The sequence below is a fragment of the Aeromonas sp. R4-3 genome, assembly GCF_040908275.1.
Taxonomy (GTDB): domain Bacteria; phylum Pseudomonadota; class Gammaproteobacteria; order Enterobacterales; family Aeromonadaceae; genus Aeromonas; species Aeromonas rivipollensis.
Window position 1 is genome coordinate 100,499 of the sequence record NZ_JBFODK010000021.1, and the last position, 13,112, is coordinate 113,610.

The window sequence follows — 13,112 nt, forward strand, 5'->3', positions numbered from 1 at the left end:
GAAGGATATGTGGTTACGACGACTTGGAGTGATTTTATGCTGGTGTAGCCTTGTGTTTGGCATTACATCGACGAGAGCCGATGACACCGAGCTGTTTATTTATGACTTCAACAAGGCGGGGGACTTTCGCCCCAAGGTGCTGCTGATATTCGATAACTCAGGCAGTATGGCTGATACCATGGAGCAAATCAAAGAGGTCTATAATCCTGCGGCCGTGTATCCTGCATTGAGCAATGATCCTGATTCTAACAATAGTAAAAAGTACATTTACTATTCAACCGATGGCAGTATTCCTGCTATTAACACCAGCAGGCGATTCTCCGACAAGCTGAATGCCTGTGCGACTTCAAAAACGCCATTGTCGAATATTGGTTATTTTCAGTCGCAAATGTGGAGTTATGAGGTTACGAATGGCAACCCACCAGGAAGAGGGCGGGGTGAATGGAATTCGCTCAGCGGTGATCAAGAGAACAATATCAATCTGGTAGATTGCAAGCAGGATATTACGGCAAGCAACCCGGCCAACCCCTACAGCGGAAGCTGGACGGTCGGGGCTGGTTATCCAGTAGATAAAGACAGTACTAGAAGCGGCGAGTGGTTTTATACGGCCAATAAAAATAATGCCGTCAATGCCAGTAATACTGCTGTGACCATTTATTCTGCCAATTATATTCGCTGGTATCATGGCCCAACCGGATACTCAGAGGAATCTCGACTCCGCATTGCCAAGGATGCAGTGAAAGGCTTGATATCATCCACACCTGGGGTGGACTTTGGTCTGGCGGTATTTAATAGAAACAATGACACTGATAATAATGGCGGGCGTATTGTCAGAGACATATTAGGCAGTGAGGTCACACTGGCGAATGGCAAGACGGGGGAGCAGGATCTGTTGGATCGGGTCGAAGCCCTGACTGCCAGTACCAATACCCCATTGTGTGAAACATTGAGAGAGGCATATCAATTCTTTGGGGGTAAGGCTGTTGTATATGGACTGCAAGGCAGCCCGCGTGATACTGCAGCTGAGAGCCCAGCTGGTACATATGAGGCTCCCTATGATAATTGTTCAAACAACGGTTACGTTATTTATATCACCGATGGTGAGCCGACTCAGGATACCTCTTCAGATACCTTTGTGCAGGGGTTGATTAATACCCTGAGCACGGATGAAAAAGCGGCCTATGGGACTGTGGTTTCTTATGGTTCTGGAAGAAACAGAGAAAACAGCTATCTGGCTGCCTTGGCTGGTTATATGAAGCACAAGGATGTCAATGCTGTTTCACCAGGGACCCAGACTGTGACCACCTTTACTGTCGGATTTGGTGATGAGGCTATCTCGGGGGCGGGTAATCTGCTGGCGGAGACGGCCAGGCGGGGAGGTGGTGAGTACTACCCAGCGACCGATGCCTCAGCCTTGACCGATGCGCTAAAGGCCTCTTTGCTAGCGATCCTGCGCATCAATACCTCCTTGGTGTCACCTGCGATTGCCAGTAACAACTTTGACCGGACTCGCAGCCTTAACAATATCTATTACGCCATGTTTGAGCCGGATGACGGACCCAGATGGCGGGGCAATCTGAAGAAACTGGTATTTTCCCCGGACGGTTATGTTGCGGATAGTCGAGGGCTGCCCGCTATCAAGTTTGATGGCACCATCATCGACAGCGCCCAGACCTTCTGGTCATCAGGTCGTGATGGCAACAAGGTGGCTGAAGGTGGGGCACAAGAGATGCTGGCGGAAAAAAGCACCCGCAGTCTCTATGTCATCAATAATGCCCAGAGTCGGCTCGATGCGCTGACCAAGGCCAATCTGGTGACACAGGCGGGCAGTGAGGCGGCGCTCATGACTTTCATGCAGGCAGGCAGTACGACAGAACTCGATTCCCTGATCGACTGGACCAAGGGGTTGGATGTCGACGACGAAGATTTTGATACATCAACCCTGATCCGCGCGCATATCATGGGCGATCCCCTGCACTCCCGGCCCCTGGTGCTGAACTATGGCCCGCAATCCGGTAATCCTGCCGATGCGCCTGATTTGCGGATCTTGTTTGGGACCAATGCGGGCTTCCTTCATATGTTCAAGGATATGGGCAGCACCATAGACGAGAGTTGGGCCGCCATCCCCTATGAGTTCTTGCCCAATCAGAGGGCATTGCGTATCAACGCCGAATCTGCGGATCATATTTATGGTGTTGACTCCTCTCCTGTCGCCCTCATCAAAGATGCCAATCGCAATGGGGTGTTGAAATCGTCCGAGAATGACTTCGTTTGGGTATTCACTGGATTGAGAAGCGGTGGAAAGGCCTATTACGCCTTTGATATCTCCAGCCCCAATACGCCGACGCTGAAATGGCGCCTGAACTCCCAAACGACGGGCTTCAGCGAGCTGGGTTTGACTTGGTCGGTGCCTGAGGTTGCCTTTGTGCCGGGGGTCACCACACCAGTCCTGATCTTTGCTGGCGGCTATGACGTGAACAAGAGTGCCCAGGGGCTGGGGGCGAATGACAGCACGGGTAGGGGGATCTATATCGTCAACGCCGAGACAGGGGCCTTGGTGTTCAGTGCGACCCCGGCAGCCACCTCAACCACCAATCTCCAGGTAACGGGGATGGCTGACAGCATGCCTGGCTCGGTGGCGACTCTGGATAGCGATGGTGATGGTAAGACTGACCGCATCTATGCAGGGGATACCGGAGGTAATATCTGGCGGATGGATCTCCCGAATGCCACCAAATCAGATTGGCGGGTATTCAAATTTGCCAGTCTGGGATCTGACAGCACTCAGGCCGCCGATCGCCGCTTCTTTACGCAACCTATAGTTGTGCGCACCATCAACAAGGAAGTGACACGTACAGTGGTGGGGGGAAATACTGTCTATTCCTATCAGGATCGCCCATTTGATGCTGTGCTGATCGGCAGTGGTGATCGCAATCGGCCCTCCTCGGAAGCGACTGTCCGCAATGGTTATTTCATGTTGCGTGACTATGACGTCATGCCCCGTGCAACTACTGCACAGGCCAGAAATCCCATCCTGATTACCGATCTCTACGACGTGACCTCAGACCCCCTGTCGGCACAGACTACCAGTGATGATGTTCTGGCGACCAAGGCGGGGATCACCACCGCCAAAGGTTGGGTCAACTGGTTGAACGAACCTGGCGAGAAGTCCATGGGGGCGGGTGTGGTGTTGCAGGGCAAACTTTACTTCACCTCGTTCCTGCCGCAGGTGCAGTCCTTCCAGCAATGCACCATTCAGTCTATAGGTGCGGCGCGTCAGTACATGGTGGACATGCACTATGGCAGCTCCTTCCGCTATGTGGTCGATCTCGATGGCAATGAAACGCCGGAACGCTACGTGGAAGTGCAAAACAAGGTGGCGGATGATCTTGTGGTGCATGCAGGGGATGATGCCAAGGTCCGTATCATTGGAGGAGGTGTTGGGGAGGAGGTGATTCTCAAGGACGAGGGTGACGGTGAGCCGGAGCGCTGTACTGGTGCCGGGGAGTGCAACCAGGGCGCGGAAGAGGCGGAAATGGACATGTCACCCAAGAAAATTTACCTGTATGAAGGAGAGGCGCAATGAAACCACTGAGCACGGTGTTGGGCCTGAGCCTGTTGTTATCGGGAGCGGCGCTGGCGGAGGACATGAAGTGTTACGCCGAGCTGGCGAATGGACAGCGAGTCGTGTTGCATGGTCCTGTGACGGATACTTCTCCCCAGGCCGTGCACGAGAAATTCAAGAAGAGAGGGTATGAGGTCGACGGGGCAGTACAGCCGGTGAAGACACTGTTGGAGTGCCGCCCGTTGGGGGAGAAGTTTCAGTCAAAAGAGGGACAGCAGCAGGACGCAAGCCAGTTACGCTAGTGAGCCGACGTTTTCAGGGGCAGACGTTGGCCTGGGTTGACTGGCTGGAGCGCCCCGATTGGGCAATGACCAAGTTGACTTGGGCATTGCCTGAGCGGCAGAGGCTGATAGTGGCATTGCTGCCGAGGCTGGTGCCATCCGGGCTGAAGGTGGTGGAAATCCGGTTGTTGGAGATTGTCAATGTTCCGGCAAATGCAGCGGTTCTGGCCAGAAATTGATCGCTGTTATTCAAGATGTTGTCTGCCGGAGCATCATTATCGACGAATACAAGCAACTGAGTCGGGTTGGCAGTGACGCAGTTGTCGCTGGCATTGGCCAGGCAGGCGGTGACTGATTGCTGGTTGTCGATGGCTTGGCTGCGGGCAAAGCGCAGGTATTTCAGGAGAGTGCGTGATTCAAATCGCAAGCTGTTCTCACTGAGCAAGCTCGACATGGCCGGCGCCCCAATCCCGAGCAAGATGACCCCGAGACTGACCGCTATCATCAGTTCCAGCAGAGTGAATCCTTTCACATCCTTGATCATGGCAAATATCTCCCTCGATTAGTTACATCTTATCTCCAGACAGCCAGAACACCAGCGCAAAGGCCAAGTGTTGAGCTGGCACAGCCAGCCCCTTTTCTTTATCATTCCCCATCATTTTCGAATTCAAGATGCATCGCCATGGCAAAAGCCCTCTCTCTGATGCTTGCCCAGTTAAATCTGACGGTAGGCGCTATCGAAGATAACTGTGACAAGGTGCTGGCTGCCGCCGCAGAGGCCGACCAGCAAGGAGCCGATCTGCTGGTCTGCTCCGAGCTGGCGCTGACCGGCTACCCGCCTGAAGATCTGCTGCTGCGAAGCGATCTGATGATCCGTGTGGAGGCGGCCCTGGCTCGTGTCGCGGCCTGGCAGGGTCGTTGCGCCATTCTGGTGGGGCACCCCTGGCGTGAAGGAGAAGCGCTCTACAACGCAGCTTCCCTCTATGAGCAGGGCAAGCTCATCGCCCGCTACTTCAAGCAGGATCTGCCCAACTACGGGGTGTTCGACGAGAAGCGTTACTTCACCGCGGCCAGCGATACCTGCGTGGTGCCGTTCCGTGGCCACCAGCTGGGGCTGCTTATCTGCGAAGATCTGTGGCAACCGGGCCCGGCACTCGCGGCAAAGGCGGCCGGTGCCGAGCTGCTGCTCACCATCAATGCCTCCCCTTATGATCAGGAGAAACCCTGGATCCGCCGCGAGCTGATGGCCGAGCGCTGCGAGCAGACCGGTTTGCCGCTGGTTTACCTCAATCAGGTCTGTGGTCAGGATGAGCTGATCTTCGACGGTTGCTCCAAGGTGTTCAACGGTCAGAGCGAGCTGACCCACAAGCTGGCTCCCTTTGCCGAAGAGCTGGCGCTGGTGCGCTTTGTCGACGGTCAGCCGCTGAAAGAGCGGGAACCCGCAGCGCCACTGGAGCCCCTGACCGAGACCTATCAGGCGCTGGTGCTTGCGGTGCATGACTACGTCACCAAGAACGGCTTCCAGGGGGCAGTGCTGGGCCTCTCCGGTGGCATAGACTCCGCTCTGACGCTCGCCATCGCGGCCGATGCCATAGGTGCGGACAAGGTGCAGGCTGTGATGATGCCGTTCCGCTACACAGCCCAGATGAGCGTGGAAGATGCCAAGGAACAGGCAGAGCGGATGGGGGTCGAGTTCAACATCATCTCCATCGAACCCATGTTCGAAGGTTTCATGACCCAGCTGGCGCCGCTGTTCGAGGGAACCGCCCGGGATACCACCGAAGAGAACCTGCAGGCCCGCTGCCGTGGCGTGCTCTTGATGGCACTCTCCAACAAGCGTCGCCGCATCGTATTGACCACCGGCAACAAGAGCGAGATGGCGGTCGGCTATGCCACCCTGTATGGTGACATGGCGGGCGGCTTTGACGTGCTCAAGGACGTACCCAAGACCCTGGTCTTCAAGCTGTGCGAATATCGCAACTCGGTCGACTACGTGATCCCGCAGCGGGTCATCGATCGTCCCCCTTCGGCAGAGCTGGCACCGGATCAGGTGGATCAGGACAGCCTGCCTCCCTACGACATTCTGGACGCCATCCTCAAACGCTATGTGGAAGAAGACGCCTCGGTCGCCGACATGGTGGCGGAGGGCTTCGAAGAAGCCGTGGTGCGCAAGGTGATCCGTCTGGTGGATCTCAACGAGTACAAGCGCCGTCAGGCTGCCGTCGGGCCCCGCATCACGGCTCGCAACTTTGGTAAGGATCGCCGCTACCCCATTACGTCCGGGTTCGGTAAACAGAACTGGTAAGGAGTCACCATGAAGAAGATTGAAGCCATTATCAAACCGTTCAAGCTGGACGATGTGCGCGAAGCCCTGGCCGAGATCGGCATCAACGGCATGACGGTCTCCGAAGTCAAAGGCTTTGGGCGCCAGAAGGGCCACACCGAGCTCTACCGTGGTGCCGAGTACATGGTCGACTTCCTGCCCAAGGTGAAAGTAGAGCTGGTGGTGCAGGACGAAGAGCTAGACGCCTGTCTGGAAGCGATCCAGAACACCGCCCGCACTGGCAAGATCGGTGATGGCAAGATCTTCGTCTGCGAGGTGGAGAGGGTGATCCGCATCCGTACCGGCGAAGAGAACGAAGACGCGATTTGATGTGATGGATGTGCCTCGAAACGACCAAGAACACGAAGATGCAACCCCCTTGATGTCAGGGATGCGTCTCGTGGTGGCGGCAGGCCTGCTGATGGCGCTGACTGCTTGCAGCTCCCGGCCACCGGCTCAGCCGGAAAACCTGTGCCAGATCTTTCGGGAGAAGCCGGAGTGGCACAAGGCGGCACTCAAGATGAACGAGAAGTGGGGGACCCCGGTGCACGTGGTGATGGCCATGATGTATCAGGAGTCTTCCTTCGTGCACGATGCCCAGCCGCCGATGCAATACTTCCTCTTCATCCCGACCGGGCGTGCCAGCACTGCCTACGGCTACGCCCAGGTCAAGGATGAGACTTGGGACGACTACCAGCGTGAGACAGGCAACGGCTGGAGCGATCGCGACGACTTCGCCGACGCCATCGATTTCATGGGCTGGTACACTAACAAGGCGCAGCGGCTCAACGGCACCTCCAAGTGGGATGCCTATGGCCAGTATCTCAACTATCACGAAGGCTGGGGTGGCTACCGGCGTGGCAGCTACCGCAGCAAGGGGTGGCTGATGAAGGTCTCCCGCAAGGTGGAGGCCCGTGCCCAACGCTACGGCGCCCAGTATCGACAATGCAAGGATCGGCTCCCCAGCGGGGGCTGGTTCTCGTAACCAATCAGGAGTCAGAAATGCCGTTATTGGACAGTTTTACCGTCGACCATACCCGCATGGCAGCCCCGGCAGTCCGGGTGGCCAAGACCATGCAAACCCCGAGCAAGGACACCATTACCGTGTTCGATCTGCGCTTCTGCGTGCCGAACCAGGAGATCCTCTCCGAGCGCGGCATCCACACCCTCGAGCATCTGTTTGCCGGTTTCATGCGTGACCATCTCAATGGCAACGGGGTCGAAATTATCGACATCTCCCCCATGGGCTGCCGTACCGGCTTCTACATGAGCCTGATCGGCGCGCCGGACGAGGCTCGCGTGGGTGCGGCCTGGCAGGCTGCCATGAGCGATGTGCTGACAGTGCAGGAGCAGGGGAAGATCCCCGAGCTGAACGAATACCAGTGCGGTACCTACAGCATGCACTCCCTGGAAGAGGCCCATGCCATCGCCCGCCACGTGCTGGAGCGCGGCATCGGCGTCAACCACAACGATGAGCTGGCGCTGCCGGAAGAGAAGCTGAAAAGCCTCTGAGCCGACGCGGTAAAGTTGAAAAGGCCGGTCATTGACCGGCCTTTTTTGTGTCTGATGTGCTCAGGAGGGAAGCGGCATCACCCGGTTGCGACCGAGCTCCTTGGCCTTGTAGAGCAGCTTGTCTGTGCGCTCTATCAGGGCGTCTGCCGTCTCCTGGCCATTGTATTCCCCCACACCGAAGGAGGCGGTGATGTGATCGATGCGCCGGCCCGATTTGCGATCCAGCAGCGACATCCGCTCTATGACCCGGCGCAGGCTCTCCGCCATCTGGCGGGTCAGTGCCAGAGCCCGGCCCGGCACCAGCAGGGCAAACTCTTCCCCTCCGAGCCGATAGGCAGTGATGCCCTCCTTGCTGACTTCCCGCAGCCGCTTGCCGACGATGCGCAGCACCTGATCCCCCAGCAGGTGGCCATATTCGTCGTTGAAGTTCTTGAAACGATCGATGTCGGTCATGATCAACGAGAAGGGCTGCTTGTTGCGGATCAGGCTGTCCATCTCCAGATCGAAGGCGCGGCGGTTGAGCAGGGAAGTGAGCGCGTCCTCGGTGGCCATCTTGCGCGTCTCGTTCAGCGCCGCCTTTAGCTCCTTGATCTCCTTCTCGGCACTGCTGAGCTGGTTGCGAAAGTGCAGGGTGGACATGCGCACGTCCCGTGACTCGCGCACCAGCTCCCGCAAGATGGTCATGGTGTCGTCCAGGCTCAGCCCCTCGTCATCGATGAGGCTCAACTTGTCGAAGCTCTTGTCGAGCATCGCCTGGAACTGGCCGGTGTCGACCAGCGCATCTTGCATGGAGTGGCCGAGCTCGTTGGCCATGGCGACCAGATTGAGCTTCATCGTCTCCATCTGCTGTTCGTCCTGGCTGGCCAGATGCTGGTGATAGAGACGCTCACAGGTGGTGAGGGAGAAGGTACCCTGCAGTTTTATGGCGTGATCGACGGCGTTGTTCAGCTCGGGCATGGCGCCGGAGACGTAGTTGTACCAGAGGTGGTAATTGTTCGGGGTGGTGGGGATTTGATACTTGATCATCAGGGGGACCGCCTGTTTCAAATAGGCGGCCGATTGGGCGAACGAGTCCTTGCTCATGAGTTCCGAGTCTCACATACCTGCAAACTTTGCCCAGTATGACAGAGAGATTGGGCAAAAGGCAGTCGATGGATGCCATTAGCTCCCCCCTTCGATATAATGTCTGCGTTACTACCTACCCTAAGGCCTGCTTATGTCTCAAAAAGATCCTTTCCTCCAACGCGAGGCCGAAAAATACGATAACCCCATCGCCAGCCGCGAGATGCTGCTGGAGCTTATCCGTGGTCATGAGAAACCCATGTCCCGGGAGGAGTTGGCCAAGGTCCTCAAGCTGACCGACGAAGAGCCGTTGGAAGCCTTGCGCCGTCGTCTGCGCGCCATGGAGCGCGATGGGCAACTCGTGTTCACTCGCAACCAATGTTACGCCCTGCCGGATCGTCTGAATCTGGTGAAAGGCTATGTGCTCGGCCACAAAGATGGATTCGGTTTTCTGCGCCCCGAGGGTGGTGGATCGGATCTTTTCCTGAACAACCGCGAGATGCAGCGGCTGATGCACGGCGACTACGTGCTGGTGCAGCCGACCGAGATCGACCGCAAGGGTCGTCAGGAAGCGCGTCTGGTGCGCCTGCTCAAGGCCCGCGAGGCTGACATCGTCGGTCGTTACTTCGTCGAGAACGGCGTTGGCTTCGTGGTGCCGGATGACAGCCGCATCGGCCAGGACATCATCATCCCGGAAGGGGAGAACAAGGGTGCCCGCCAGAGCCAGGTGGTGGTCGTTCGCATCACCCAGCGCGCCACCTCCCGCATCAATGCGGTCGGCACTGTGCTGGACGTGCTGGGCGAGAACATGGCACCGGGCATGGAAATTGAAATTGCCCTGCGCACCCACGGCATCCCGCACACATGGCCGGAAGAGGTGACCAAGGAGGTTGCCGGTCTGGGCGAGCAGGTGCCGGAGAAGGCCAAAGAGGGTCGCATCGATCTGCGCGCCCTGCCGCTGGTCACCATAGACGGGGAAGATGCCCGCGACTTCGATGACGCCGTCTTCTGTGAAGCCAAGCGTGGTGGCGGCTGGCGCCTGTGGGTCGCCATCGCGGACGTATCCGCTTATGTGAAGCCCGGTACTGCGCTGGATGCCGAAGCCTATCAGCGTGGCAACTCCGTCTACTTCCCCGAGTTCGTGGTGCCCATGCTGCCGGAGGTGCTCTCCAACGGCCTCTGCTCCCTGAACCCGCAGGTTGACCGCCTGTGCATGGTGTGCGAGATGACCATCTCAGCCGCCGGCCGCATGTCCGGTTACAAGTTCTACGAAGCGGTAATGAACTCCCATGCCCGCATGACCTACAGCAAGGTGGCGGGGATCCTGGATGGCGAGCCCAAGTTGCGTCAGCAGTACGAGCCGCTGGTGGGTCACATCGAGGAGCTGAACAACCTCTACAAGGCGCTCAAGCACGCCCGTCACCAGCGTGGCGCCGTGGAGTTCGAGAGCGAAGAGACCCGCTTCATCTTCAACGCCCAGCGCAAGATCGACCAGATAGTGCCGCTGGTGCGCAACGACGCCCACAAGATCATCGAAGAGTGCATGATCCAGGCGAACGTGGCGGCCGCCCGTTACATCGAGAAGAACGAAGCCTCAGCCCTGTTCCGGGTGCACGACCGTCCGGGCGAAGAGCGTCTGACCGGTTTCCGTGACTTCCTAGCCGAACTGGGTCTGGAGCTCAAGGGGGGCCTCGAGCCCGAGCCGAAAGACTTTGCCGAGCTGGCCGCCAAGTTTGAAGGGCGCCCCGATGCGGAGCTGCTCTCCACCATGCTGCTGCGCTCCATGCGCCAGGCGGTCTATCAGGCCGACAACATAGGTCACTTCGGTCTGGCCCTGAAGTCCTATGCGCACTTCACCTCGCCGATCCGTCGTTACCCCGACCTCATTTTGCACCGCGCCATCAAGTACCAGACGGCCAAGGAACAGCAGGGCAACCTGCGCCACAAGTGGACTCCGAGCGGTGGTTACCACTACCAGCTGGAAGAAGTGGATCCCATGGGCGAGCACTGCTCCATGACAGAGCGCCGTGCCGACGATGCAACCCGCGACGTGGCCGACTGGCTCAAGTGCGAGTACATGCTGGATCACGTGGGTGACGACTTCGACGGCGTCATCGCCAGCGTCACCGGCTTTGGCTTCTTCGTGCGCCTGGCGGATATCCACATCGACGGTCTGGTGCACGTCAGCACCCTCACCAACGACTACTACCAGTTTGATCCCCTGCACATGCAGCTGATCGGCGAGAACTTCCGCCGTCGCTACCGTCTGGGTGACAAGGTCCGGGTCAAGGTGATGGGCGTGAACCTGGACGATCGCAAGATCGACTTCGTGATGGTGGAAGCGCCGCTGACCGGCAAGGATGGCAAAGAGGTGGTGCGCAAGCCAGCCAAGGGTGGTCAGCGTCACGATAAACGCAAAGAGAGCAAGGATAGCGGCAAATCCGACAAGGGTGGCCGTGCCAAGCCCAGCAACAGACGACCGAGCAAGAAGGCTCGCGACAAGACCAAGAGCACTAAATGAGTACAGAACTGATCTACGGCATTCACGCTGTATCCGCGCTGCTTGAGCGCACCCCGGAGCGTTTCATCGAGGTGTGGGCCCTCAAGGGCCGTGATGACGACCGGCTGCAACCCTTGCTGACCGAGCTGGAATCCCTCGGCATCAAGGTGCAGAGCGTGAACCGCAAGACGCTCGATGACAAAGCCGAGGGCAACAATCACCAGGGCATCATGGCCAAGGTGATAGAAGCGCCCAAGCTGGCCGAGCACGATCTGGCCAGCCTGCTGGACAGCCTGGCCGATCAAAAGGCCCAGCCCTTCCTGCTGGTGCTCGATGGGGTGACTGACCCGCACAACCTCGGCGCCTGCCTGCGCAGCGCCGATGCGGCCGGGGTCCATGCGGTGATAGTGCCGCGGGACAAGGCCACCGGCCTGACCTCCATAGTGCGCAAGGTCGCCTGTGGCGCCGCCGAAGTGGTGCCGCTCATTCAGGTCACCAACCTGGCCCGCACCCTGCGCGAGTTGCAGGAGCGCGGCGTCTGGATCGTCGGCACCGCCGGCGAGGCGGACCACGACCTCTATCAGGCCAAGCTGACCGGCCCCATGGCGCTGGTGATGGGCGCCGAGGGCAAGGGGATGCGTCGCCTGACCCGCGAACATTGCGACGAGCTGGTGAGCATCCCGATGGCGGGGGCCGTATCCAGCCTCAACGTCTCGGTGGCGAGCGGTGTCTGCCTGTTCGAAGCCGTGCGTCAGCGCCGCAGCTAACGCCGTGATGACGGACAGACCTCCCTTTTGTTGGGATAGGGTCACAGACGAGCAGGAGGCCACGCGCCTCCTCTCTTTTGCCCGGCCCTTGCGGCTGGCCCCAAAAACCTGTCTCTGGCACGCCGGTGACAGCCCGGATCTGCTGGTCAGGGTGGAGCAGGGGTTGCTGCGGGCCAAGGTGGTGCTGGCGGATGGGCGTGAGTACATCAAGGAGTTCTACTGGGAGGGGGACGAGTTTCTCGACTTCCATCACCTGCTCAGTGGTGAACCCGCCCGCTACAGCGTGGAGGCGCTGGAGCCCTGCCGGTTGCAGCTGTTCCAGCTGGCCGACCTGCGCCAGCTCTCCTGCTGGTCCGCCTGGTATCACCATCTGCTGGCGGTGCAACTGCGTATCAAGGAGGAGAAGGAGTTGCTGCTGTTGACCGAGAGCCCCCAAGCCCGCTACCAGCACTTCCTGCAGTGCTTCCCGGCCCTGGATGCCAGGGTGCCGGATCACCAGATCGCCGCCTATCTGGGGATCACCCCTATCAGCCTGAGCCGCATTCGCAAACGGCTTAAAAGTCTTAACCAAGGTTAATGCCGCCCTGGCGGTGCTCACCTATGCTGGCGGGCCTAACCGATAAGGAGTCGCCGATGAACTGGATCCTGAAACCCTGGTCTGAACTGACCACGGACGAGTTGTACGAGTTGCTGGCCCTGCGGGCCGAGGTGTTCGTGGTGGAGCAGAGCTGCCCCTTCCAGGATCTGGACGGGCTGGATCGCCGCGAAGGAGTCTGGCATCTGCAGGGCTATGAGGGAGAGCATCTGGCGGCCTATGCCAGGATCATGGCCCCCGGCATCGGCGACGACAATGGCGCCGCCATAGGCCGGGTGGTCACCTCCCCCCAGTCGAGAGGGGACGGTCTGGGTCACAGCTTGATCGGCGAGGCGGTGACCGCCTGCACGGCCCGCTGGCCGGCGCACAGCATCTGGCTCGGTGCCCAGGCTCACCTGCAGGGCTTCTATGGCCAGCACGGCTTCGTGCCGGAAGGGGAGGGCTATCTCGAAGACGACATCCCTCATATGGGGATGCGCAAAGCCCCCTGAGTTGATGGCAAGTCCA

General features: G+C 58.7%; 12 protein-coding genes. 10 read left to right on the plus strand and 2 right to left on the minus strand.

Going from position 1 to position 13,112, the window contains the following annotated elements:
* Positions 1-7: 7 nt before the first annotated feature.
* Positions 8-3,586, plus strand: a complete 3,579-nt coding sequence (locus AB5Y91_RS05095; protein ID WP_368169220.1) for a pilus assembly protein — start codon at positions 8-10, stop codon at positions 3,584-3,586.
* Positions 3,583-3,867: a TapY2 family type IVa secretion system protein gene (locus AB5Y91_RS05100; RefSeq protein ID WP_262113501.1), complete on the plus strand. Its 285-nt coding sequence runs from the start codon at positions 3,583-3,585 to the stop codon at positions 3,865-3,867. Before AB5Y91_RS05095 ends, AB5Y91_RS05100 begins: the two co-directional genes overlap by 4 nt.
* Positions 3,868-3,880: 13 nt before the next feature.
* Here the strand turns inward: AB5Y91_RS05100 and AB5Y91_RS05105 are convergent, their stop codons facing one another.
* Positions 3,881-4,390: a GspH/FimT family pseudopilin gene (locus AB5Y91_RS05105; RefSeq protein WP_106884981.1), complete on the minus strand. Its 510-nt coding sequence runs from the start codon at positions 4,388-4,390 to the stop codon at positions 3,881-3,883.
* 138 nt (positions 4,391-4,528) lie between these two features.
* Between AB5Y91_RS05105 and AB5Y91_RS05110 the strand changes: the two genes are divergently transcribed.
* From AB5Y91_RS05110 to luxS, 4 genes are all read left to right on the plus strand, one after another.
* Positions 4,529-6,151, plus strand: a complete 1,623-nt coding sequence (locus AB5Y91_RS05110; protein ID WP_368169221.1) for an NAD+ synthase — start codon at positions 4,529-4,531, stop codon at positions 6,149-6,151.
* A 9-nt stretch (positions 6,152-6,160) separates the two neighbouring features.
* Entirely contained in the window at positions 6,161-6,499 is a 339-nt protein-coding gene (glnB, locus tag AB5Y91_RS05115; protein ID WP_025325723.1) for a nitrogen regulatory protein P-II, read from the plus strand.
* A gap of 61 nt (positions 6,500-6,560) precedes the next feature.
* The gene (locus AB5Y91_RS05120; protein WP_368169222.1) at positions 6,561-7,154 is read left to right on the plus strand and encodes a transglycosylase SLT domain-containing protein; all 594 of its coding nucleotides are present in this window, start codon (positions 6,561-6,563) and stop codon (positions 7,152-7,154) included.
* A 17-nt stretch (positions 7,155-7,171) separates the two neighbouring features.
* Positions 7,172-7,681, plus strand: a complete 510-nt coding sequence (gene luxS / locus AB5Y91_RS05125) for an S-ribosylhomocysteine lyase (RefSeq protein ID WP_106884978.1) — start codon at positions 7,172-7,174, stop codon at positions 7,679-7,681.
* A gap of 60 nt (positions 7,682-7,741) precedes the next feature.
* On the opposite strand, the gene AB5Y91_RS05130 is transcribed toward luxS, so the two are convergent.
* On the minus strand, positions 7,742-8,764 hold the full coding sequence (locus AB5Y91_RS05130; protein ID WP_368169223.1) for a GGDEF domain-containing protein: 1,023 nt from the start codon (positions 8,762-8,764) through the stop codon (positions 7,742-7,744).
* A gap of 133 nt (positions 8,765-8,897) precedes the next feature.
* On the opposite strand from AB5Y91_RS05130, the gene rnr reads away from it, so the two are divergent.
* From rnr to AB5Y91_RS05150, 4 genes are read left to right on the plus strand one after another with little or no spacing between them, the layout of a single operon-like run.
* Entirely contained in the window at positions 8,898-11,264 is a 2,367-nt protein-coding gene (gene rnr / locus AB5Y91_RS05135) for a ribonuclease R (protein ID WP_106884977.1), read from the plus strand.
* Positions 11,261-12,010 carry a 23S rRNA (guanosine(2251)-2'-O)-methyltransferase RlmB gene (gene rlmB, locus AB5Y91_RS05140; RefSeq protein ID WP_111913152.1) on the plus strand — a complete coding sequence of 250 codons (750 nt, stop codon included), beginning with the start codon at positions 11,261-11,263 and terminating at the stop codon, positions 12,008-12,010. Before rnr ends, rlmB begins: the two co-directional genes overlap by 4 nt.
* A 7-nt stretch (positions 12,011-12,017) precedes the next feature.
* Complete coding sequence (locus AB5Y91_RS05145) at positions 12,018-12,587, plus strand: Crp/Fnr family transcriptional regulator (protein ID WP_368169224.1); 570 nt, start codon at positions 12,018-12,020, stop codon at positions 12,585-12,587.
* A gap of 56 nt (positions 12,588-12,643) precedes the next feature.
* Positions 12,644-13,096 (plus strand): GNAT family N-acetyltransferase, encoded by a 453-nt coding sequence (locus AB5Y91_RS05150; RefSeq protein ID WP_368169225.1) that lies wholly within the window; start codon positions 12,644-12,646, stop codon positions 13,094-13,096.
* Positions 13,097-13,112 lie beyond the last annotated feature (16 nt).